At 69.2% G+C, this 22104-nt stretch carries 20 protein-coding genes; 13 read left to right on the top strand and 7 right to left on the bottom strand.

Annotated features, from left to right (window positions below):
- Positions 1 to 3: 3 nt before the first annotated feature.
- The 13 genes from IPG05_11040 (at position 4) to IPG05_10980 (ending at position 16126) form a co-directional block, all read left to right on the top strand.
- Positions 4 to 1158, top strand: coding sequence for a hypothetical protein (locus tag IPG05_11040; GenBank protein MBK6495615.1), 1155 nt, complete (start codon positions 4 to 6; stop codon positions 1156 to 1158).
- A 10-nt stretch (positions 1159 to 1168) separates the two neighbouring features.
- Positions 1169 to 1882, top strand: coding sequence for a phosphatase PAP2 family protein (locus IPG05_11035; protein ID MBK6495614.1), 714 nt, complete (start codon positions 1169 to 1171; stop codon positions 1880 to 1882).
- A gap of 81 nt (positions 1883 to 1963) precedes the next feature.
- On the top strand, positions 1964 to 2302 hold the full coding sequence (rpsF, locus tag IPG05_11030; GenBank protein ID MBK6495613.1) for a 30S ribosomal protein S6: 339 nt from the start codon (positions 1964 to 1966) through the stop codon (positions 2300 to 2302).
- Positions 2302 to 2523 (top strand): 30S ribosomal protein S18, encoded by a 222-nt coding sequence (locus IPG05_11025; protein MBK6495612.1) that lies wholly within the window; start codon positions 2302 to 2304, stop codon positions 2521 to 2523. Before rpsF ends, IPG05_11025 begins: the two co-directional genes overlap by 1 nt.
- A 77-nt stretch (positions 2524 to 2600) precedes the next feature.
- Positions 2601 to 3518 (top strand): DUF2232 domain-containing protein, encoded by a 918-nt coding sequence (locus IPG05_11020; protein MBK6495611.1) that lies wholly within the window; start codon positions 2601 to 2603, stop codon positions 3516 to 3518.
- The gene (locus tag IPG05_11015; protein ID MBK6495610.1) at positions 3518 to 3964 is read left to right on the top strand and encodes a 50S ribosomal protein L9; all 447 of its coding nucleotides are present in this window, start codon (positions 3518 to 3520) and stop codon (positions 3962 to 3964) included. The genes IPG05_11020 and IPG05_11015 overlap by 1 nt, the downstream gene beginning before the upstream one ends.
- 6 nt (positions 3965 to 3970) lie before the next feature.
- Positions 3971 to 5797: a DegV family EDD domain-containing protein gene (locus tag IPG05_11010; GenBank protein ID MBK6495609.1), complete on the top strand. Its 1827-nt coding sequence runs from the start codon at positions 3971 to 3973 to the stop codon at positions 5795 to 5797.
- Positions 5769 to 6143, top strand: coding sequence for a ribosome silencing factor (rsfS, locus tag IPG05_11005; GenBank protein MBK6495608.1), 375 nt, complete (start codon positions 5769 to 5771; stop codon positions 6141 to 6143). The genes IPG05_11010 and rsfS overlap by 29 nt, the downstream gene beginning before the upstream one ends.
- A gap of 26 nt (positions 6144 to 6169) precedes the next feature.
- The gene (locus IPG05_11000) at positions 6170 to 9361 is read left to right on the top strand and encodes a PD40 domain-containing protein (GenBank protein ID MBK6495607.1); all 3192 of its coding nucleotides are present in this window, start codon (positions 6170 to 6172) and stop codon (positions 9359 to 9361) included.
- Between the two features lie 92 nt (positions 9362 to 9453).
- On the top strand, positions 9454 to 10833 hold the full coding sequence (locus IPG05_10995) for an SPOR domain-containing protein (GenBank protein MBK6495606.1): 1380 nt from the start codon (positions 9454 to 9456) through the stop codon (positions 10831 to 10833).
- Positions 10834 to 12503: 1670 nt separating this feature from the next.
- The gene (locus tag IPG05_10990; protein MBK6495605.1) at positions 12504 to 14405 is read left to right on the top strand and encodes an AAA family ATPase; all 1902 of its coding nucleotides are present in this window, start codon (positions 12504 to 12506) and stop codon (positions 14403 to 14405) included.
- A 25-nt stretch (positions 14406 to 14430) separates the two neighbouring features.
- A complete protein-coding gene (gene aroF / locus IPG05_10985) occupies positions 14431 to 15471 on the top strand; it encodes a 3-deoxy-7-phosphoheptulonate synthase (protein MBK6495604.1) in 1041 nt (346 codons plus the stop codon).
- Positions 15472 to 15589: 118 nt separating this feature from the next.
- Positions 15590 to 16126, top strand: coding sequence for an outer membrane lipoprotein carrier protein LolA (locus IPG05_10980; GenBank protein MBK6495603.1), 537 nt, complete (start codon positions 15590 to 15592; stop codon positions 16124 to 16126).
- Here IPG05_10980 and IPG05_10975 read toward each other — a convergent pair.
- The 7 genes from IPG05_10975 to prfA are packed head-to-tail and all read right to left on the bottom strand — an operon-like array spanning position 16120 to position 22102.
- Positions 16120 to 16764, bottom strand: coding sequence for a tetratricopeptide repeat protein (locus tag IPG05_10975; GenBank protein ID MBK6495602.1), 645 nt, complete (start codon positions 16762 to 16764; stop codon positions 16120 to 16122). The genes IPG05_10980 and IPG05_10975 overlap by 7 nt on opposite strands.
- A complete protein-coding gene (locus IPG05_10970; GenBank protein MBK6495601.1) occupies positions 16761 to 17600 on the bottom strand; it encodes a DUF2520 domain-containing protein in 840 nt (279 codons plus the stop codon). Before IPG05_10970 ends, IPG05_10975 begins: the two co-directional genes overlap by 4 nt.
- Entirely contained in the window at positions 17597 to 19183 is a 1587-nt protein-coding gene (locus IPG05_10965; GenBank protein ID MBK6495600.1) for a S41 family peptidase, read from the bottom strand. The genes IPG05_10970 and IPG05_10965 overlap by 4 nt, the downstream gene beginning before the upstream one ends.
- Before the next feature lie 31 nt (positions 19184 to 19214).
- Positions 19215 to 19853 carry a dTMP kinase gene (tmk, locus tag IPG05_10960; protein ID MBK6495599.1) on the bottom strand — a complete coding sequence of 213 codons (639 nt, stop codon included), beginning with the start codon at positions 19851 to 19853 and terminating at the stop codon, positions 19215 to 19217.
- Complete coding sequence (locus tag IPG05_10955) at positions 19853 to 20203, bottom strand: YlbF family regulator (GenBank protein ID MBK6495598.1); 351 nt, start codon at positions 20201 to 20203, stop codon at positions 19853 to 19855. Before IPG05_10955 ends, tmk begins: the two co-directional genes overlap by 1 nt.
- On the bottom strand, positions 20203 to 21051 hold the full coding sequence (prmC, locus tag IPG05_10950) for a peptide chain release factor N(5)-glutamine methyltransferase (GenBank protein ID MBK6495597.1): 849 nt from the start codon (positions 21049 to 21051) through the stop codon (positions 20203 to 20205). Before prmC ends, IPG05_10955 begins: the two co-directional genes overlap by 1 nt.
- The gene (gene prfA, locus IPG05_10945; GenBank protein ID MBK6495596.1) at positions 21044 to 22102 is read right to left on the bottom strand and encodes a peptide chain release factor 1; all 1059 of its coding nucleotides are present in this window, start codon (positions 22100 to 22102) and stop codon (positions 21044 to 21046) included. Before prfA ends, prmC begins: the two co-directional genes overlap by 8 nt.
- Between the last annotated feature and the right edge of the window lie 2 nt (positions 22103 to 22104).

Raw genomic sequence — 22104 nt, 5'->3', positions numbered from 1 at the left:
GTCGTGATCGCTGTCCGCTGGCGCCACGCGGCGCAACTCGCCCTCGCGCTCTCGCTTGCTGGATGTGCCACGTCCGACGCCCCCGAGGCACCGGCGCCCGGTGGCAACTGGACCCTCGATGCCGCCGCGGTGGATTCCCTCCCGCTGCTGACGCCGCAGGATGGCCGACTCGTCTGCGTCGCGGACGGCCGGGCGGCGTGTCCTCTCGTGCAGCCGATCGCCAACCGCCTCGGTGGCGATCGCATCGCCCTCTGGGAACCGGGACGCTCGGTCCAGATCTGGAGCGCCGACACGACGCCGGTCACCATCGGCCGCGTCGGGCAGGGACTCGGCGAGTACCTGGCGGTCCTCGGCGTCGGGCCTGGGTCGGACAACGCCGTCGAGCTCATCGACATGATGGCGGATGGCGCGCGGGTGATGACCTACGATGCCAAGGGGAGCTTCGTCGAGTCGAAGCCGATTCCGGCGATCGAGGACGGTGAGGCGCGCGGCTTCGTCGGCGCGTTGCCGGTCCTCCAGGGGATGGTGGCCCACAGCGAATCCGGCGAGGGCGCCTTCCGCATCTACCTGCTGAAGAAGGCAACCGACACCACGGGGCAGCTGCTGTTACAGGCGCCAATGCCGTGGGTCCGCCTGCAAGGGAAGCAGTTGGTGTCGACGCCGCCGCTCTTCGCGACCTCGCCGGTCTATGCCGTCTTCCCGGATGGCGAGATTGTTTGGGGCCAAGGCGACCGGATCGATCTGATCCGCAAGATGGCCGACGGGAATCCGCGCTGGCAGTTGCACATCAATCGTCCGCGGTTGCCCATCACCCCCGAGGAGTTCGCCGCGAAGCGGGCCTCCGTCCAGGCGCGACTCGATGGGCAACTCTCCGAGGTCGACCTCGACAGCATGAGGCAGAAGAGCGACACCTTGCATCCCGCGCTCGGCGGCATCGTGGCCACCCACGAGGGGCAACTCTATCTGGCGGGTCCGATCACCGCAGCCGACCAGATCGAGTTCATCCAGCTCCGCGCCGACGGCAAGCCGATCGGCCGCTTCCTGCTGCCCGCGACGACCAAGGTGCTCCTCGCCGCCGGCGATTCGCTGCTGGTCCACCGCCCGCAGGAAGGCGAACTGCGCGAAGTGCGCTGGCTGCGGCTCGGCACCGCCAAGTAGTCTCGCGCTGATGCAGCGGCCCCTGCTGCTCGCCCTGCTCCTGCTGGTGCCTCTTCGGGCGCCGGTGGGGGGGCAGCAGCCGGGGCCGACTGCCTTGCGCTGGCCCACCGTCGGGGCCGTCAGCGGCATCGTGGTGGCCTCTATCCTGGTCGATGCCTCCCTCGCCCGACGATTCGCCGACACCCCCTCGGCCGGGCGGCTGCAGACGGCACGCCGCCTCAAGACCTTTGGGGAGGCACCAGCGATCGCCGGGATCAGCGGCGGCCTCGCCGTGGTCGGCTGGGTGGGCCGTCGCCCCGCCCTCGTTCGGCTGGCTGGCCAGACCGCCGCCGCGATCCTCCTCGAGACCGTCGTCACCCAGGCCACCAAGGAGTTCGTCGGTCGCGCCCGGCCCTTTCAGGACCCGGATCGGGACGGCCTCGACTTCGCGCCCCTCTCCGGTCAGACCGCGTTCCCGTCGGGTCACAGCGCGGCGGCCTTCGCCTTGGCGACTACCCTGGGCGACGCCTCCCATTCCACGTGGGCCCGGGCCGGCCTCTACACGCTGGCCACGGGGACGGCGTGGGCCCGGTTGGCCGAGGAGAAGCACTGGCTCAGCGACGTGGTGGCGGGGGCGGCGATCGGGGTCCTCTCGGCCCGGGTGGCCAACGGGCGGACCAAGGTCCTGGGCCTCCAGGCGCCGCGCCTGCTTCGTGGGGGGGTGGGCTGGCAGGTGCCCTTCTAGTATCTTGGAGGGCTGTCCACAATCAATCCTCCTCGGGTGCCGCACCAGCCCCGGGGCAACCATGTCCGAAGGAAGGTGCTGATGACCCGTTCGTATGAGGCGGTGTACATCTTCGACTCCGTGCTCGAAGAGGCTGCCGTCACCGAGAAGCTCGATCGCTTCCACGCGTTGATCCCGCAGGTCGAAGGGGCGGAATTCGCCCTCGATCATTGGGGCAAGCGTACCCTCGCGTATCCCATCGCGGGCAAGGAAACCGGCTACTACGTCATCGCGAAGTTCGATGCTGCCCCGGCCCAGCTGCCGGAGTTCGAGCGCGCGCTGAAGTTGGACGAGGGGCTCATTCGCCACCTCATCGTGATGAACGAGGGCGCCCAGATGGCGCCGACGCCGTCTGCCAAGGACGGGGAGGACGACGAGTAATGGCCCGCCCATCGAAGACCTGTGCCATCTGTGAGTCCGGCGTGCGCATCGTCGACTTCAAGGATGAGCGGCTGTTGACCCGTTTCCTAACCGAGCGCGGCAAGATCCTGCCGAGCCGCCTGTCGGGCACCTGTGCCCGTCACCAGCGCCAGCTCAGCACCGCCATCAAGCGGGCCCGTCAGGTCGCCCTCCTCCCGTACATCAAGGGATTCGGCGGCTGACCACGACCCCGCCGGGGCCCGGGCTTCCCGGGTCCCGTTCGCGGTGGCCAACCCTGCTGCTTGCGGCAGGGTTTCTCGTGCTGGCCCCTACCGTTTCTCCGTTCTTCTTTCTCGCCCCGACCGTCGTCCTCCTCCTCCTCTCCCGGCCGGCGACGGCGCGGGAGTGGATCTGGATCGTTCTCGGGGTGACCTCGATCGCGGTGTTGCTGCGCATTCCGACGACGCTCCCCGAGCAGACGCTCCGCGCGGCGGGCGCCTTCTTCACCGGCGCCTACGTCGTGGCCGCACTCGGTGGGACGCTGCGGTCGTTGCTGACCCGCACCCTCGTCGCCATCGGCGTGGCCGCCGCCGCGACCATCGGCTGGTTCCTCAAGCTCGGCCTCCGTTTCGGCGACCTCGAAGGCGAGATCGTGAGCACCACCTGGAAGGGGTGGCGGGCGCTCTTCCCGAGCTTCGGCTTGCCGGAGAATCCCGTCGTCCACTCCGAGGTGATCATCTCGGGGAGCAGTTCGCCGACGGCGACCGAACTGGTCCAGGAGCTCAGCCGAGCGACCACGGCGATGGGCGAGCTCTACCCCGGGATGGTCGCGATCTACGCCCTGCTCGGCGGGTGGTTGGCCTGGGAGTGGTACCATCGGTTGTCGCGGCACCCGCTGGGCACGCCCCCCGCCCCGTTCCGCACCTTTCGCTTCAGCGACCACCTGATCTGGGCGCTGGTGGTGCTCACCGCGCTGGTCTTGATCGACCTGCCGCGCGGCGCGGAAGTGCTTGTCCGCAACCTGCTCCTGGTGGTCGCCACGCTCTACGCGGCGCGTGGGTTGGCGGTCGTCCGCAGTGCCATGATCCCCGCACCACGCCCCTTCGTGGTGCTCCTGTGCCTCGCCGCGGTGCCTGTGTTAGCATTGGTACCGCTGGGCTGCGCCGTTCTGGGCGTGGCCGACACCTGGCTCGACCTTCGACGGCGCGTGCCGCCGCCCCAAGGAGTTGCCCCATGATGGATCTGATTCTTCGCGAGGCCGTCCCCTCGCTCGGCAAGGCCGGTGACCTGGTCCGCGTCAAGCCGGGCTACGCCCGCAACTTCCTCCTCCCCAACGGCCTCGCCTTCGAAGCGACCGAGGGGAACAAGAAGCGGATCGCCGCCGAGGCGAAGGCCCGCGACGCGAAGCATGCCGCCGAGCGCGCCGAGGCGCAGGCCTTCGCGGCGAAGCTGAATGCCGTGACGGTCGAACTCACCCGCAAGGCGGGCGACGAAGGGAAGCTCTTCGGCTCGATCACCTCGGCCGACATCGCCGACGCGCTCGGCGCGATGGGCCTCGTGGTCGACAAGCGCAAGATCGACCTGGAGCATCACATCAAGCTCCTCGGCTTTCACTCGGTGGCCGTCAAGCTGCACCACGACGTCCATGCCGAGGTGAAGGTCAACATCTCCCCCGAAGGCTGAGGGGCGGTGACGATCGGGATCGGCTACCTCGATGGCCCCCGACTCGCGCGCGGCTTCTATGCCGCGGCTGATTGGGTCGCGGCCAGCAGAGAGGAGCTGAACCGGATCAATGTCTTTCCGGTGCCGGATGGTGACACGGGCACCAACTTCACGCTGACGCTGCGCGCCGTCGCCGACGCCCTCCGGGCGCTCGGCGACGCCTCGCTTCCGGACACCGCCACCACGGCGGCGCGGGCGGCCCTCCTCGGCGCGCGCGGCAATTCCGGGATGATGCTCGCGCACTTCCTGATCGGTTTTTCCGAAGGGCTGAACGACCGCGTCACCGCCGATACGGAAGTCGTCGCCGCGGCGGTGCGCCGTGGGGCCGACGCCCTCGAGCGCGCCCTCGACGAGCCGCGTGAGGGGACCATCCTTACCGTCGCCCGCGACGCCGCCCGGGCCGCCGAGTTGGCGGCAGCGGGGACACCGGACATCGGCGACTTCATGCGCCGGTTGCACCACGAGGCCGAAGTGGTGCTCGCCAAGACGCCGGAGATGATGGCCGTCCTCAAGGAGGCCGGCGTCGTCGATGCGGGCGGTAAGGGATTTGTCAGGATGATCGAAGGGTTCGTGCGCGCGATCAACGGCGACCCCATCTTGCCGGCAATGATGCCGCTCGAAGGCGAGGCGGTGATTCCGGCGGCGATGGCCGGCTTCGACGCCGAGCGGGACTTCCAGTTCTGCACCGAAGTGCTGGTCCGGGGGGTGCCCCTCCCGCCTGCCAATGACGTCCGGGAGGCGATGCACGGCTTCGGTGGCTCGGTGGTGGTGGGGATCGCGGGCGACATCCTGAAGATCCATGTGCACACCGATACCCCCGACGCCGTCTTTACCTACGCGGAACAGTGGGGCACCGTCACCGCACGCAAGGCGGAAGACATGCGGGCCCAGCACCGACGCCTGTCGCATGTCGAGACGCGGCGCGTCGCGATCGTGGTCGACTCGTCGAACGACCTCCCCGACGCCGTACTCGATCAGCACCGGATCATCATGGTGCCGCTGCAGGTGATGTTCGGCCACGAGACCTTTCGCGACCGGATCGAGCTGAAGCCCGAGGACTTCTATCGGCGCCTGCGAACGGCCAAGGAGTTGCCGACGACCTCCCAGCCCACCCCCGCCCAGTTCGTCCGGGCGTTCCGGGCGGCGCGGGAGGAGGCGGAAGAGGTGGTCGGGGTCTTTCTCGGCGGGGTGCTCTCCGGCACGCTCGGCTCGGCACAGGCGGCGGTTAACGCGGCAGGGATCAACGGCGTCCATCTGGTGGATTCGCGTAGCGCCTCGGTCGGACTGGGGCTGCTGGCCTTGCGAGGGGCCGAATTGGCCGAAGCCGGGTGGCCAGCCGCCGCCATCGCCAAGGAGCTGGTGCGGGTCCGTGATCAATCGGGGTTGATGCTCACCGTGGACGTCTACGACAACTTGATTCGCTCCGGTCGCGTATCGAAGGGCAAGGCCTGGCTGGGTGGCCTGCTCGATATCAAACCGATTCTGGAAGTCGACGCGGCCGGACGGCTGCAGCCGGTGGACCGAGTGCGTGGCCGAGACCAGGTGGTTCCGCGGATGCTGGCCCGAATCACGGCGGCGCTGACGCCGCGCCCCAAGTCGATCCGCTTCGGCATCGTCCACGCCGAGGCGCCGGAGGTGGCAGAACGGGTGCGGATGGCGTTGCAGGCGGCGTTCACGCCGCGGGAGATCATTGTCGGCCCGGCCACGGGTGTCCTGGGGACGCATGTTGGATCCGGCGCGTGGGCCGTGGCGTACCAAGTTGAGGATGGCACCCCCGAGCTCCCCGTTGGTTGATCGTCGCCTCCCACCCGCGGTCCGGGCCGTGGTCGGCGCGATCGAGGATCGCAAGGGGCACCGGGTGCAGGTGCTCGACCTCCGCGGGCTGACCGATGCGACCGATTACTTCGTGATCGCCTCCGGCACCTCCGATGCCCACGTGCGCGGGCTCGCCGATGGTGTGCTGGACGCGATGCAGGACGCCGGCCTCGACACCCACCACGTCGAGGGCCTGACCCACGGCCGCTGGGTGTTGCTCGATTTTGTGGACGTGGTGGTCCACCTGTTCCACCCCGAGACCCGGGCGTTCTACCAGTTGGAGCGACTCTGGCAGGATGCCCCCGTGCTCCTCGCCGATCCCTGAGTGACCCTGCAGGCCGGAAGGTTCCGATGACTCGCCGTATCGCCTGGCTCCTCCTCGTCGCCGCCGCCGCCATCGCCCCGATGCCGGCCGCCGCACAGTACTTCGGCCAGAACAAGGTCCAGTACAGCCGCTTCGACTTCAAGGTGCTCGAGACCGAGCATTTCGACCTCTACTACTACCCGGTCGAACATGCCGCGGCGCTCGACGTGGCCCGGATGGCGGAGCGCTCGTACGCTCGGCTGTCGCGCGTCCTGAAGCACCAGTTCAAGGAGCGCAAGCCGATCATCCTCTACGCCTCGCACTCCGACTTCGTCCAGACGAACACGGCGGGCGGCGAAGTGGGCGAGGGGACCGGCGGCTTCACCGACTTCCTCAAGCACCGCAACGTGCTGCCGCTGACCGGCTCGTACGACGACATCATGCACGTGCTCCAGCACGAGATGGTGCACCAGTTCCAGTACGACGTCTGGTCCGGTGGTCGTGCCGGCGGTGGCCTGCAGACCATCATGGCGGTGAATCCGCCGCTCTGGTTCGTCGAAGGGATGGCGGAGTACTTCTCGATCGGCGAGCTCGACCCGAACACGGCGATGTGGATCCGCGACGCGACCGCCGAAGGAAAGCTGCCGACGATTCAGCAGTTGGAGACCGATCCGCGGATCTTCCCCTATCGTTTCGGCCAGTCGATCGTCACCTACATCGGCGAGCGCTGGGGTGACGAGGCAGTTGGCGCCATCCTCCTCGGCTCGCGCGCCGGATCACTCGAAGGCTCCTTCCGCCGGGTGATCGGCCTCGACTTCAAGCAGCTCGGCGACCAGTGGCGCGAGGCGATGCAGCGCCGCTATCTCCCCGAGCTGGCAACGCGGAACAAGGCGAAGGATGTCTCGCAGGCGCTGCTCACCGAGAAGATCAGCGAGGGCACGCTCCACCTCGCCCCTGCCCTCTCGCCGGACGGCAGCCGCGTCGCGTACTTCTCCGAGAAGAATTTCTATTTCGTCGACCTCTGGCTCGCCGACGGCACGAACGGCAAGCCGATTCGCCGCCTGCTCAAGTCGACGTGGAGCTCGAACTACGAGACGTTCCGCTTCATCAACTCCGCGGCGAGCTGGTCACCGGACGGGACCCTGCTCGCCTTTGCGGCGAAGCGCGGCCCGAAGGACGACATCGTGCTGGTCGACGTGGCGCGCAACAAGGAGGTGCGCCGGATCACGGTGGACCTGAGCGGCGTCACCACGCCGTCGTGGAGCCCCGATGGCAAGCGTCTCGTCTTCACCGGCTATGACGGCGGCCTCTCCGACCTCTTCACGGTCAACGTCGACGGCACCAACCTGACCCGGCTGACCAACGACAAGTATGCCGATCTCCACCCGACGTGGTCACCGGATGGCCGGACGATCGCCTTCACGACCGATCGCGGGCCCGGCACGAACTTCACCACGCTGACGGTGGGCAACTACCGGCTGGCGACGCTCGACCTCGGCACCTCCCGCGTCGACGTGCTGCCGGGGATGGATGTGGGCAAGAACGTGAACCCGCAGTGGGCCCCCGATGGCGCGTCGCTCGCGTTCGTCTCCGACCGGAACGGTGTGAGCAACATCTTCCTGTACGACATCGCGGACCGCGCCTCGTATCAGTTGACGGACTTCTACACCGGCGCGCAGGGCATCACGCCGCTCTCGCCGATTCTCTCGTGGGCGCCGAAGGCCGACCAGCTGGCCTACGTCTACTACGAGGACGGCAAGTACGATGTCTACAAGCTGCCGAACCCGCGCTCGCTGAAGCGCGAGGCGTGGCACCCCGGCATGCCGACGATCACCGCCGCGGCCGTGGCCCGGGATACGGCCCGCTTCACCGACACCACGCGGGCCCCGGTGGCCGCCGGTGGCAGCGCGCTCTACCGCGGCGCACGCGGGCTGCGTCCGGCCGACTCGCTGGTCCGCTCGCTCGACTCGCTGGCGCCTCGTCAGGAGCTCTCGATCATCGCGCTGATGGATTCCGCGTCGCTGGGGCTCCCCGACACCGCCTCGTTCACCGAGCGGAAGTACAAGGTCGGCTTCTCGCCCGACTACGTCGCGCGGCCGAGCATCGGCTATGCCCGCGACAACTTCGGCCGGGGCTTCTTCGGGGGCACGACGGTCTCCCTCTCCGACATGCTCGGCGATCGGCAACTCGTCTTCAGCGGCTACGTCAACGGCCGCATCGACGAGGCGCAGGTCCTCGCGGCCTACGCCAACCTCTCGCGGCGCGCGAGCTGGGCGGTCGGCCTGCAACAGGATCCGTACTTCTTCTATCAGGGGTCGTTCATCACCGACGGCCCGACCAATTTCGAGCAGACGTACGTCACCCGCTATCGCCGCCTGGTGCTCCGCTCGGCGTTCGCGCAGGGATCGTATCCGTTCTCCCGCTTCTCCCGGGTCGAGACCGGCATGCGCGCCACCAATGTCGACGACGCGATCCTCGACATCAACGAAGTCTACGACCCATTCACCGGGGCACTGACGCGCGACATCTACCAGGAACGGACCGGGCTCGGCTCGACCTCGTTCCTGCAGCCCTCGCTCGCCCTCGTGCATGACAACTCGCTCGGCGGGTACGTCGGCCCGATGCTCGGCCGCTCCTCGCGCTTCGAGATTGCGCCGACCCTCGGCGGATGGAAGTACATCCAGACGACGGCCGACTACCGCCGGTACGACAAGTTCGTCGGGCCGTTCACGCTGGCGACCCGCCTGATGTATTACGGGCGCAGCGGTCGCGACGCCGATCGGTTCTCGCTCTACCTCGGCTATCCGGATCTGCTCCGCGGCTACACCTCGGGCTCATTTCTCCGGAATGAGTGCAACAACACCATTCAGGATCCGAACAGCAGCACCGGCTGCGTCGCGCTCGACCAGCTCGTCGGCACCCAGTTCGCGATCGGCAATGCCGAGCTGCGCTTCCCGGTGATGTCGCCGAACTGGAGCTGGGTGCCGCGGGCCATTCCGCCGATCGAGGGCGCCATCTTCTACGACATCGGTGTGGCGTGGAGCGGCAGCAGCCGCGTGGCGTGGACGCGGGAGGCCGGTGAGTCGCCCGCAGCGGTCCGCGTGCCGCTCCGTTCGGTCGGCGTCTCGTTGCGCACCAACCTCTTCGGCCTGGTCATTCTGCGCTTCGATTACTCGAAGCCGCTGCAGCGCCCGGGCACCAATCCCTTCTGGACCATTTCGTTCGGACCGGTATTCTGAACCACTCTCGACGCGGGTCACTGGTCGTCCTCTGCTCCCTCCTCGTCCTCGCCGCCTGCGGCGGGGATGAGGCCACGCCCTCGGAACGCACGTTGCCCGCCGGCCTTCCGTCGGGCGGCGTGTTGTTGCGCTTGCCGGCCGAAGGCGGGACGGCCACGCTCCTCTGGCCCGACTCCCTCACGCCTGTCGGCTGGCGCAGCAACGGCCTGCCGCCGATCGAGCGGGCGCTGGCGACCGACCTCGAAGAGCGCATGGTGTATGCGGTCGACGACAAGGGGCGTCTGATCGGCATCGACCTGATCACCGAACGCTTCCGCCCGTTCCTCGTCAACGCGCGCGAATTGGTCGCCACCCCGGACGGGGTGATTCTGGGGCTCGACTCGACGCGACGTCCGCTGCGCTTTGCCAATCGGGCCCTGACCACCTTCCGCGCCGCGGTCGAGGGCGGTCCGGTGCAACTGCTGCGCGCCCCCGGCTCATCGCTGGTCGCCTATTCGCGGCGCAGCCAGCTCGCCCAGGTGATCGGCGAAGAGGGCGAGCTTCGCCGCTTTGAAGTCCCCGGCGGCGAAATGGCGAGCACCTGGTACGGCGACTACTTCGTGGTCGCCACCGACTCGGGCCTGATCTACGTCGAGCCCTCGGGCAAGCCTGGTCCGAAGTTCGTCGAGATGAAGGGGAGCCCGACCGTCGCCGCCTTCTCCCCGTCGGGCCATCGGCTCTATGTCGCCCGAAGCCGTGACGACCTCGTCATGCTCGACCGCTTCAGCGGCGACGAGATGAAGACCCTCAAGCTTCCGGGGACGAGCCGTGCGCTTCGCGTCGACCGGACCGGGCGCTGGCTCCTGGCCCGCCCGCTCGAGGGCGATTCGATCTGGGTCATCGATCTGGTCCACTGGGAAGTGGCCGCGACCGTGCAGTCGACCTGGGCGGCCGACCTCCCGCTCGTGGCCGGCAGCAAATCGCTGATCGTTCGCGACGGCGACGACCTGGTCGCCTGGGACCTGCTCCGGGCGGTGCCGGGCCCGGTAGCCCGGCTCCGGGGCGCGGCGGCCGACGTCTACCTGACGGTGCCGTGGCTCCCGAAGGGGGCCGCCCAGGAGGTCACCGTGGCCGCCGTGGAACCGGCGACCGCCGACAGCACCCCCCGCGACAGCGGGGTGGTGGAGCCGACCACGGCCCCCCCGGTCACCGCCGAACCCACGCCGCCCGTCACCCCACCCGTGTCCACCTCGGGGGAGACCGGCCAGCGGCTCTACCTCCAGGTCTCTGCTTCCCAGAACCAGGACTTCGCCAAGGCCCTGGTGGACCAGCTCAAGGGCGCCGGGTGGGCGGCCCAGCTCCTCCCGCCGAAGGGCCCCGAGGACCCCTATCGGGTCGTCATCGGGCCGTACCGCACCAGGGAGGAGGCCGACGCCGACGGCAAGCGCCTCGGGCGGACGTACTTCATCTTCGCGGCCGATCCCGGGACCTGACCCCGGGGGCTTCCCGCACCCGCTATCTTTGGGGATTCCGGTGACCCCCCTGCCTGCCGGGCGGGGGGCGCCGTCGACGCCGACCCCAATACCGACTCCGCAATGAAGCTCACCAAGCTGGAACTGTCCGGCTTCAAGTCCTTTGCCGACACCGTGACCATGACCTTCGATCAGGGGGTCACGTCGATCGTCGGGCCGAACGGCTGCGGCAAGTCCAACGTCTCCGACGCCGTCCGCTGGGTGCTCGGCGAGCAATCCGCGCGTCTCCTGCGCGGCGGGAAGATGGAGGACGTCATCTTCCAGGGTGCGGCCACCCGTCGCCCCGTCAACGTGGCCGAAGTCTCGCTCTACCTCGACAACAGCGAGGGCGAATTGCCCACGCCGTACACCGAGGTGGTCATCACGCGTCGGCTCTCGCGCTCGGGGCAGAGCGATTACCTCCTCAACAACGCGCCGGCCCGGCTGCGCGACGTGCAGGATCTGCTGCGCGGCACCGGCCTCGGCAGCGACGCCGGCGTCGTGATCGAAGCCAAGATGATCGACCTCCTCCTCTCCGACCGGGCCGACGAACGTCGTTCGCTCTTCGAAGAGGCGGCCGGCGTCGGCCTCTATCGCGATCGCCGCCACAGCACCTCGCGTCGCCTCGAGGAAACCGCCAACGACTTGCAGCGCCTCGAAGACTTGATCGCGGAAGTGCAGTCGCAGGTGCGCTCGCTCGCTCGGCAGAAGGGGAAGGCCGAACGGCACGTCTCGCTGACGGAGGAGCGCTTCGCCGTCACCCTGACCCTGGCCCGTCGCCGGCTGGATCAGCTGGCCGAGGACGCCGAGTCGTTCGAACGGCGCCACGCCGAGCTCACCCACCTGCTGCCCCAGGCCCGTGAACGGCTCGCGGTCGTCGAGGCGGCCCGCGAAGAGGCCGTCACCTCGCGCGCCACCGCCGAACGGCACCGCACCGCGGTCGTCGATGACCTGGGCCACGCCCGCGTCGCGCTCGGCAAGCTCGATGGTGATCTCGCCGTCGCCTCCGAACGGCTCGCCAACGCGGCCCAGCGCCGTGAGCGCGCCACGCTGGAGCGCGGCGATTCCGAGGTCCGCCTGCAGCAGGCCCGCCTCGAGCTCGGCACCGCCACCGAGGAGCGCCAGAGCGCCGAGGTGGAGCATCAGCGGGTGCAGGGCGAACTGTCGGGGCGTGCCGAGGCCGAGCAGGCCGTGCGGCAGCGCCTGGCCGGGCAGCGTGACGTTGTGCGGCGCATGGAGCAGGAACTGCAGCAGGCCGCGCAGCAGTTGCGGTCGCTGGAAGGCGAGCGCACCGCGCTCGATGGCGAGCTCGCCTCGCTGCGCGAGCGCGTGGCGCAGGAAGAGGCCCACGTCGCGCAACTGACGCAGGAGCGCCAGTCCACCGGCGAGAAGTTGACCGACGCGAGCAACGTGGCCGATCGGCACAGCGCCGACTTCCGGCAGGGCGCCGCGGCCGCCGAGCAGTCGCGCCTCCTGCTGCGCGAGACGCGCGATCGCGAAGCCCGTGAGCTGGCCGAGCGCCGCACGATCGAAGAGGACGTGGCGCGCATCACGGCGCGTCGTTCCGCCCTCGAAGCGCTGGAACGCGATCGCGTCGGACTCGCCCCGGCCGCGGCCGCGCTCCTGGCCGGCCGGGTCGCTTTGGTGACCAGGTGCTCGGGCCGCTCGCCGATTACATCTCGACCGAGGGCGACCAGGCCGAGCTCGCCGAGCAGTTGCTGGGCGACTACGTCCACGCCGTCCTCATCCGCGATGCGTCGGCAATTCCCGCGATCCAGGCATGGCATGCCCAGGAACAGCCGGGCACCCTGATTCTCCTCCCGGTTGCGCCGGGTCCGGTGCGCAGCGGGGCGCTCGCCGAGACGGCACTGCGCGTCGATCCGCTCGCCGCCGACTGGGTGAAGGCGCTCGTCGGCGGCTCCGAAGTGCTGCATGGCGGCGGACGCGGTCTGCGTCGCGCCAACGGCGTCGTCTTCCTGACCGGCCCCGCGGCCGCGTCGGGCCCGATCCGTCGGCGTGCCGAGTTGCAGACCCTCGGCCGCGACCTCGACACGCGCAGCGCGGCGCTCGCCGATGCCGATGCGCGTCGCGATCGCACCGCCGCCGAGTTGCTGGCACTCGATGCCGCAGCGACCGAGGCGCAACAGGCCGCCGAACGACTCCGCGAGGCGGAGCGTCAGGCGATCGCCGCGCGCGAAGACCTGGCGCGCCGCGTGACCAACTTCGATCGCGAGATCACCGAGGCCGAGACACAGCTCGGTCGCCTCCGCGAGCGCCTCACCCGGGCCGAGCAGCGTGCCACCCAGGTCGAGGCCGCGCTCGCCGAGGGGAGTGCGGCACGTGCCCGCCTCGACGAGGCCCTCGTCACCACCCGGGCGCAGCTCACGGAACTCGAAGGCGAGCAGGAAGTGGCCCGCGAAGCGCGCTCGCAGTGGCAGGTGCAGGAGGCGCACATCGCCGCCCGCCTCCGTGCCGCGAATGACGCGATTCAGCGCACCGAACGCGTCATCGCCGAGGCCGAGACCTCCGGCCGGATCCGCACCGAGGAGATTGCCCGACTCGACGCCGACACGCTCGAACTCGAGGCCCAGCGCAGCGAGTGGCAGGGTGGCCGGGACGAACGGGCCCAGCAGCTGATGGCGCTGGAGACCGCGGCCGGCGAAGCGGAAGGCGCCTTGCAGGCGGCGGAGACGAAGCTCGCCGAGATCGAGGCCGACCTCGCCGATGTGCGTCGCTCGGTCGAATCGAAGAGCGAGGAGCACCATCGCCTCGAGCTCGGCGTCGCCGATGCCACGGCCCAACGCGCCCGGATCGTCGAGCGCGTCGAGACCGAGTGGAAGCGGCCGTTCGACGAACTCGCCGAGGCGGCGCCGGTGCTCGATCTCGATCTCGAGACGCTGGAGACCGAGGCGGAACGGATCGCCGCGGCACTCGAGCAGATTGGTCCGGTCAATGCCCTCGCGGTCGAGGAGCACGCCGAGGAGAGCAAGCGCGCCACCTTCCTGCAGGCGCAGCGCGACGACCTGGTCGCCGCACGGCAGGCGCTGTTGCAGGCGATCAAGGAGATCGATGGCACCGCCAAGGCGCTCTTCGCCGAGACGTTCGTCGCCATCCGGGAGAACTTCCTCTCGGTCTTCCAGACGCTCTTCGGCGGCGGCGAGTGCGACCTGCGGCTCTCCGATCCGGATGATCCGCTCGAGGCGGAGATCGAGATCCACGCCTCGCCGCGCGGCAAGAAGACTCAGCGCATCCACCTCCTCTCGTCCGGCGAACGGACGCTGGTGGCGACGTCGCTGCTCTTCGCGATCTACCTGACGAAGCCGAACCCCTTCTGCCTCATGGACGAAGTGGACGCGCCGCTTGACGACGCCAACGTCGGGCGCTTCATCCGGTTGCTCGACCAGTTCAAGGGCCAGACGCAGTTCCTGGTCATCACCCACAACCCGCGCACCATGCAGTCCGCCGATGCCGTCTACGGCGTGACGATGCAGGAGCCGGGGGTTTCCACCATCGTCGGGGTGCGTCTCGGCGAGCAGACCACCACTGCGGCCTGACCACTACCATACTCGGACCTGACCGATGCTGATCGTGATGAAGCAGGACGCCACCCCGGACGAGATCGCCGGCGTGGTCGAGGTGATCCAGACGATGGGGTACGAAGCGCGCCCGATGCCGGGCCGCCAGCGCACCACCGTCGGACTGGTGGGCAACGATGGCCGCGTCGACGCCTCGCGCGTCGAGGCGCTCGCCGGCGTGGCCGAGGTGATCCACGTCTCCAAGCCGTACAAGCAGGTCTCGCGCGAGTGGAAGCCGGAGCCGACGCGGGTCCCGCTGCCGGATGGTTCGACGATCGGCGGCCGGGAAGTCATCATCATGGCGGGCCCTTGCTCCGTCGAAGGCGAGGAGCAGATCCTCCTCTCCGCCCGGCAGGTGAAGGCGGCCGGTGCCACGGTGCTCCGGGCCGGTGCCTTCAAGCCCCGTTCGTCGCCCTACGCCTTCCAGGGCCTGGGCCAGCTCGGCCTCGAGCTCCTGGCGGTCGCGCGTGCGGAAACGGGGCTGATGATCGTCACCGAGGCCATGGATGCCAAGGGGCTGGAGATGGTGGTCGAGACCGCCGACATCGTGCAGATCGGCGCGCGCAACATGCAGAACTACTCGCTCCTCAAGGAAGCGGGGCGTCAGCGCAAGCCGGTGCTGCTGAAGCGCGGCCTGTCGGCCACGATCTCCGAGCTGCTGCTCTCGGCCGAGTACATCCTCTCCGAGGGCAATCCGAACGTCATCCTCTGCGAGCGCGGCATCCGCTCCTTCGACACCGCCACCCGCAACCTCTTCGACCTCTCGGCGATCGCGGTGGTGCACGGCCTCTCGCACCTGCCGATCATCGCCGACCCGAGCCATGGCACCGGCCACCGCGACATGGTGCCGGCGATGGCACGGGCGGCGATTGCGGCCGGCGCCGACGGGCTGATCGTCGAGGTGCATCCGAACCCGGAGCGCGCGCTGTCGGATGGGGCGCAGTCGCTCTTCCCCGAACAGTTCGAGCGGATGATGCGCGAGGTCGGCGCGATCGCCGAGGTGATCGGCCGCTCGGTGGTATCGCCGGTGGGGAGCGCGGCGTGAAGCACGCGCTCGCGCTGCTCGGGGCCCTGCTCCTCCCCGCCCTGGGGAGCGCGCAGGCGCCGACGAGCAGTGACCCCGCCCCGGAGATCGTCACCAAGGCGGCACGGGTGTATCGGGGTTGAGCGGCCTGCAGGCGGATTTCCGGCAGAAGTTGGAAGACCGCCGGCTCGGCGACGAGAGCAGCAAGGGGACGCTCTACCAAGCGGGCAACAAGTTCGCGATGCGCTTCTCCGACCCGGCCACCGAAGCCGTGGTGCTCGATGGCAGCAAGCTCTGGGTCTACACGCCGAGCGACAACCCCGGTGTCGTGCTGCGCTATCCGCCGCCGACCTCACCGGTCTTCGGCTACAACATTCTGGATTGGTTCCTGAAGAGTCCGCTCGATCGCTACCGCGTCACCTTCGTGAAGACGGAGACGCTGGATGGTCGGGTGACGGACGCGGTGCTGCTGCAGCCGCTGGTGCCGGGGGAATTCCAGTTCCGTCGGGCGACGCTCTGGTTTGATCGTGGCGACGGGCTGCCGCGGCGCATCCAGACGGACGAGGGCCCGCAGACGCGCACCGTCGACCTCTCGAATGTCCGCACCAATGGCACCTTCCCCGCCGGCATCTTTGCGTTCAAGGTGCCGAATGGCGTGAAGGTCGTCGATCAGTAGTCGTCAGGCCCCGCCCAGCTCTTCCTGCGCCATCCGTCGGACCGTCTCCGCGCCGCATCTCCCGGCGCGGTGCCGGCGTGCAACCGCGCAAAGCGCGAGAGCTCGTTCTTCATCCCGGTCCGATTCCCTGTCCCGCGATAGAGATCGATCAGCGAGTTGGTGATCCGCGACTCCTGCTTCGGCGTCGGGCTCGCGCGGCGCGCGGCCAGATAGGCCTCCTCCGCACCGACCGGATCCTTGAGCTGGTGCAGCATCAGGTCGCCGAGGCGGAGCCGTACGTCGGCATCCGGCGTCTCCTCGGCGATGGCGCGGTACATCACCAGTGCCTCATGGAAGCGCCCCTGGATGACCAGGGCTTCGACCTCGGAGTATTCGATCGTCCGCGCTTCGCCACCGGCCGAAAGGAGCCCGTTGATGAGCTTGGTGCTGCCGTGGTGGATGAGGGGCCAGACGAGGCGCGCGAGTAGCGTCAGCAGGGAGACGTTGAGGACGAGCTTGAGCAGGAAGTAACCCGGACCCCAGAGCATGCCTTCCAGAAAGAAGAGCATGAAGGTGCCGGGGAGCACCACCATCACCGTGAATCGGAGCAACTCGGCCTGATCGCCGGTGTCGACGTCCTTCAACGGCTTCTTGCTCATCGCAGCGTGCTCCGCATCGCGCTGACCTGCTCCGCCTCCAGCCCCGCCTCCGCGGCGAGCTCCAGTGCCTCGCGTGCCAGGACGAGATACGCCTCGCGATCCAGCCCGACGAGTGCCCCGAGATGTGCCATGACGGTGCCGACGTCGCCGCGCCGCACAGGGCCCGTCAACGCGTCAGCGGCGGTGCGACCGTCGAGGTTCGCGAGCACTTGGCGCATGATCGGGAGGAAGAGGCCGCGCGCGTCCTCCCCGGCACCGGCATCCCGGGCCAGGCGCTCCGCGATGCCGTTCAGCACCACCAGGTAGTTCGCCGCGAAGACGGCCGCAGCGTGGTAGCGCGGCTTGGCCGAGGCCGGCAACTCCAGGATCGGCGCCATCTCCAGCCGGACCGCGAGGGCGCGGGCCACCAGCACGGCGGCCTCGTCGCCCTCGAGGACGGCCGGCACCCCGAGGAAGCGGTCCGCACGATCACCATCGGGGATGCTCTGCAGGGGGTGCCAAGAGCCCGTCGCGGCGCCCTGTGCCTCGAGCGGCGCAAGGACCGAGGCGTCGTGCATCCCCGAGGTGTGGAGGACCACCGTTGCCTCGCGAATCGCCGACACCGCCACCAGTCTCTCCACCACGGCCGCGATGGCATCGTCCGGGGCCGCGATGATCACGAGCCCCGCGACGGCAAGCGCCTCGCCCCATTCGGCCTCGACAGCCGGCACCCCGGGCCCCGCGGGACGCGCCGCGCGGCCGAGCAGCCGCACCGGCTCTTCCAAACGAGTCAGGGCGCGTGCGAGCGAAAGCCCGACGCGCCCTGCCCCGACAATCACGACCGGCGGTTGGATCATTCCCCCGCGGGCTTCGCCATCAGTGCGGCACGCGTCGGCGCACGCTTGAGCAACTCAATGGCGGCCCGCACCTGCGGGTCGTCGCTCGACCGGCGGCGGATCTCCGCCTGACGCCCGAAGACGTAACGCGAGATCTCGTAGGCCAGCTGGTCATCCAGCAGTGCCCGGCCGCCGGCAATCTGTTCCGGCGACATCACGACACCCTTGGCGGCGAGCTTGCTCAGCACCAGCTGGCGCATCTGGTCGGTGACCGGGAAGCCCTCGCTGGTGACCAGCTTCTTCTCCTTCGCCTCGAGGGCGGTGGAGACGAGCGCATCGCGATACGCGGCAACGTTGCTGCCGAGGGCCTTCGCGAAGGTCTTCTCCGCATCGGTCAAGGTGTCGCCGCGGACGATCCGGTCCGGCACGATCCCGCCGCCGCCCTTCACCGTGCGCCCACCGACCGTCTTGAAGGTCGGCAGCACGCGCTTCACGCTGTCGCGGCCGAGCGCCTCGGCGGTGGCCTGTTCGACCTGCGCTTCCTGGTTCTTCGCGTCCCGCTGGATGGTGCGGCCGCTCGGCGTGAACCAGCGCGCCGTCGTCAGCTTCAGGGCGCGGTCATTGCCGATCGGGAAGAGTGTCTGCACCAGCCCCTTGCCGAAGGTCGCCGTGCCGATCACGATGGCGCGGTCGTTGTCCTGCAACGCACCTGCGATGATCTCGGCCGCCGACGCCGACCACTCGTTCACCAGCACCACCACCGGCATCTCCGGCCAAGGCTGGGTGCTCTGCGCCGCATAGCTCTTGTTCATCTCGGGGACGCGGCCGCGCGTCGACACGACGCCTTGGCCACGATCGAGGAAGAGCTCGGAGACGGTGATCCCTTCGGTGAGCAAGCCGCCCGGATTGCCGCGGAGATCGAAGATCAGCGACTTCATCCCCTTGGCGCGCAACGCATTCACTTCCGCACGCAGTTCGTCGGACGAGGTCTCGATCACCGGCGTCAGCGCGATCAGACCAATGCCGCCGTCGAAGAGGATCCCCGGCTGGACGGAGCGGTAGTGGATCGTCTCGCGAGTCAGGGCGAACGGCATCGGCTGCGGAATGCCGGGGCGGCGGATCTTGATGTCGACGCGCGTGCCCGGCGCGCCGCGCAAGGTCTTGACGGCGTCGTCCTGGTTGAGGTCGCGGGTGACCTTGCCGTTCACTTCGACGATCTGGTCGCCCGCCTCGATCCCGGCGCGCTCTGCCGGCGTCTCGGGCAGTGGCGCCACCACGGTGATCCACCCTTCGCGGACGTCGATCTGCATGCCGAGGCCGCCGTAGTTGCCGGTGGTCATCTCGGTGATCTGCTTGAAGTCTTCCCGCTCCATCAGCGTGGAGTACGGGTCGCCGAGCTGCTCCACCAGACCGTGGCTCGCCTTGGCATAGATCGAATCGGCGGAGAGGGAATCGACATAGTACTTGGTGACGTGATCGAGGACCTCGCCAAGCAGCCGCGGACCGTCCGGTGTGGCGCGGGCGGTGGCACCCTGCATCAGCCAGCCACCGCTGAAGAAGGACACCGCTGCCACGACCGCCGTCAGACCCAAGCGCTTCCGCATCATCCTGCCTCCGTTGAACAGCCTCTGCAGCCTACGCCGTGTCGCCCGAGAAGGTGTCGGGGCGCGCTGCCGAGAGCAGTCGCCATGCCGATGCCAACACTGCCTCGGGGGACGCCCCGGCATTCAAATGATGCACCCCTTCGCCGGTGGCCGCCACATACGCCGCCGCCACACGGTCGTGGAACTCCGCCGATTCGCGCTCGAGCCGATCGGCACCCTTCCCGGCCGCCGCCTGCCGCGCGCGTCCCACCGCAGGATCGAGGTCGAGCACCAGCGTCAGGTCGGGCTGGAGTCCGCCCGTGGCGGCGCCATTGACCCAGCGCACCTGCGCCATCGGCAAGCCACGGCCGGCGCCCTGATAGGCCATGGTCGACAGGTCGTACCGGTCGGAGAGGACGACCTTCCCTGCCGCGAGCGCGGGCCGGATCACGTGCGTGACGAGGTCGGCCCGCGCTGTCACCATGTACAGCAATTCGGCCTCTGGGGTCCACTCGCGATCCCGATCGAGCAGTTCCCCACGGAGCGCCTCGGCGACCGGCGTCCCTCCAGGCTCCCGGATGCTCACGACCTCGAGACCGTCGCGACGCATCCGCGCGACGAGCGCGGCGGCGAGGGTGGTCTTCCCGGCCCCCTCCGGCCCTTCGAGGACGATGAAGCAGCCGGTGGGCATCAGAGCGTGATGATGCTGCTCGTGGCGCCGCGCTCGATCCCCTGGCCAATGGCCTGGTTCACGCGCTGCATCAGCTTGTCGACGTTCGCCCGCGCCACGAGGTAGGCCTGCCCCACCGGCGACAGCTCGAACTCGCGCAGCGTCCCTTCGTATTCCTGCGCCTGCGCCTCGCTCGGCGACTGCCCCTCGGCCATCAACTGGTCGAAGTCACGCGTCAGCCGCGAGATGGTCTCCAGCCGCGCCTGCGCCTCGGTGTCCTCGCGCAGCGAGCCTTCGGCCCGCCGCAGCGCCTGGTACTCCGGGGTCTGGCCGATCAGGCGGCCGAGTTCGTTGGCCTTTTCGTCGATCATCACGCACTCCCTCGCCGCGCCAGCAGATAGCGCGCGCGGCCAAACAGGTCGTCCTGCACCAGGACCTCACGCCAGCCGAACCCCTCGGCAAGCGCCGCCGTCGCCGCGGCGCGGCGACAGTCCACCTCGAGGGCGATCCAGCCCCCTGCACGCACCACGGCCCGGCCCTCATCGAGCAGACGCCGCGTTGCCGTCAGGCCGTCCGCCCCCGAAGGGAGCGCCAGCTGCGGCTCGTAATCTCGCACCGAATGGTCCAGCGCGGCATACTCCGCCTCGGTCAGATACGGCGGGTTCGAGACCAGCAGGTCGACCTCGCCCTCGATCGGCGCGAGGAGGTCGCCCAGGGCCCAGCGGACATCGATGCCAAGCAGGTCACCGTTCGTCCTGGCAAGCGCGAGCGCCGGGGCGGAGAGATCAACACCCCAGACCGTCTCGAACGCCCCCTCACTCTTCAATGACAGGGCGATGGCGCCTGTCCCCGTGCCGATGTCGATGGCGGTGCCAGAGCTGGTCCGGGCCAACGCCAATTCGACCAGCGTCTCGGTTTCCGGGCGCGGGATGAGGGCGCGCGGGTCGCACTGGAGCCGCAGGTGTCGGAAGCCGGTCCAGCCGGTCACGTAGGCGAGCGGTTCACCCGCGGCCAGCCGCTCCACCCACCCCGCGAACCGGGCAGCGACGGCGGGGGCCACGTCGACGTCATCGGTGAGCAATGTCATCAAGGTGGCGTCGTCCTGCAGATCGGCCCAGAGTCGGCGAGCGGCGAGTCGCGGCGAGTCCAGCCCCGCGTCGGCCAACCGCGTTGCGGCCTGCTCGAGCAGCGCCCGACCGGAGAGCGCCACCTCAACCATCCTGCTGCTCGGACCGCGCCGCCATGCGAAGGGCCGCGACGATTTCGTCGAGCTTGCCATCCATGACGTCGGTCAGGTTGTGCACCGACAGGTTGATCCGGTGATCGGTGATCCGGCTCTGCGGGAAGTTGTAGGTGCGGATCTTCCCCGAGCGATCGCCGGTGCCGACCATCGCGCGACGCTCCGCCGAGCGCGCTGCTTCCGCTTCCGCGATCATCCGGTCGAGGAGCCGCGCGCGCAGCACTTCCATGCCCTTCATCTTGTTCTGCAGCTGCGACTTCTGGTCCTGCTGGCTGACGACGAGGCCGGTCGGCAAGTGGGTGATGCGCACGGCCGAGTCGGTGGTGTTGACGCTCTGCCCGCCGGGCCCCGAGGAGCGGAAGACGTCGATCCGCAGATCCTGGGGATCGATGCGCACATCGACCTCTTCTGCCTCAGGCAAGATCGCCACCGTCGCCGCCGAGGTGTGGATGCGGCCCTGCGTTTCGGTGGCGGGCACGCGCTGCACCCGGTGCACGCCGGATTCGTGGCGCAGCAGGCCGTAGGCGCCGAGCCCGCGCACGGCGACGACCGCACTCCGCAACCCGCCGACGTTGCCGTGGTCCAGTTCCATCGGCTCGATGCGCATCTTGTTGCGCTCGGCAAAGCGCGTGTACATCCGCAGCAGTTCGGCGGCGAAGAGGGCCGCCTCGTCGCCACCGGTGCCGGCGCGAATTTCGAGGATGACATCGCGATCGTCGTGCGGATCGCGCGGGAGCAGGAGTTCGGTGAGTTCCGCCTGCATCGTCGCGATCTCCACGGGGAGATTGGCGAGGTCGTCGCCCGCCAGCGCGACCAGTTCGGGGTCACCGCTGTCGCGCAACTCGATCGCCTCGGCATACGACTGTTCGGCGCGCGCCAAACGCTCGGCCACGCGCACGATCGGCGTGAGCCGAGCGTGTTCGCGACCGAGCGATTTCAGGCGAGCTGGATCAGCGGCGATAGCGGGATCGGACAACTCCCGCGAGACCTGCTCCGCCCGCGCGAGCGCCTGGCGGAGTCGGGCCTCCATCG

The organism is Gemmatimonadota bacterium (assembly GCA_016704275.1).
Taxonomy (GTDB): domain Bacteria; phylum Gemmatimonadota; class Gemmatimonadetes; order Gemmatimonadales; family GWC2-71-9; genus Palsa-1233.
Note: the sequence above shows the minus strand (reverse complement) of the source record. Positions and strands in the feature narration are given on the sequence as shown.

Excerpts from the sequence above, each read along its gene's own strand:
- IPG05_11035 (MBK6495614.1), top strand. The coding sequence starts at position 1,169 with ATGCAGCGGCCCCTGCTGCTCGCCCTGCTCCTGCTGGTGCCTCTTCGG.
- rpsF (MBK6495613.1), top strand. The coding sequence starts at position 1,964 with ATGACCCGTTCGTATGAGGCGGTGTACATCTTCGACTCCGTGCTCGAA.
- IPG05_11025 (MBK6495612.1), top strand. The coding sequence starts at position 2,302 with ATGGCCCGCCCATCGAAGACCTGTGCCATCTGTGAGTCCGGCGTGCGC.
- IPG05_11015 (MBK6495610.1), top strand. The coding sequence starts at position 3,518 with ATGGATCTGATTCTTCGCGAGGCCGTCCCCTCGCTCGGCAAGGCCGGT.
- rsfS (MBK6495608.1), top strand. The coding sequence starts at position 5,769 with ATGGCACCCCCGAGCTCCCCGTTGGTTGATCGTCGCCTCCCACCCGCG.
- IPG05_11000 (MBK6495607.1), top strand. The coding sequence starts at position 6,170 with ATGACTCGCCGTATCGCCTGGCTCCTCCTCGTCGCCGCCGCCGCCATC.
- aroF (MBK6495604.1), top strand. The coding sequence starts at position 14,431 with ATGCTGATCGTGATGAAGCAGGACGCCACCCCGGACGAGATCGCCGGC.
- IPG05_10975 (MBK6495602.1), bottom strand. The coding sequence starts at position 16,764 with ATGAGCAAGAAGCCGTTGAAGGACGTCGACACCGGCGATCAGGCCGAG.
- IPG05_10970 (MBK6495601.1), bottom strand. The coding sequence starts at position 17,600 with ATGATCCAACCGCCGGTCGTGATTGTCGGGGCAGGGCGCGTCGGGCTT.
- IPG05_10965 (MBK6495600.1), bottom strand. The coding sequence starts at position 19,183 with ATGCGGAAGCGCTTGGGTCTGACGGCGGTCGTGGCAGCGGTGTCCTTC.
- tmk (MBK6495599.1), bottom strand. The coding sequence starts at position 19,853 with ATGCCCACCGGCTGCTTCATCGTCCTCGAAGGGCCGGAGGGGGCCGGG.
- IPG05_10955 (MBK6495598.1), bottom strand. The coding sequence starts at position 20,203 with ATGATCGACGAAAAGGCCAACGAACTCGGCCGCCTGATCGGCCAGACC.
- prmC (MBK6495597.1), bottom strand. The coding sequence starts at position 21,051 with ATGGTTGAGGTGGCGCTCTCCGGTCGGGCGCTGCTCGAGCAGGCCGCA.
- prfA (MBK6495596.1), bottom strand. The coding sequence starts at position 22,102 with ATGGAGGCCCGACTCCGCCAGGCGCTCGCGCGGGCGGAGCAGGTCTCG.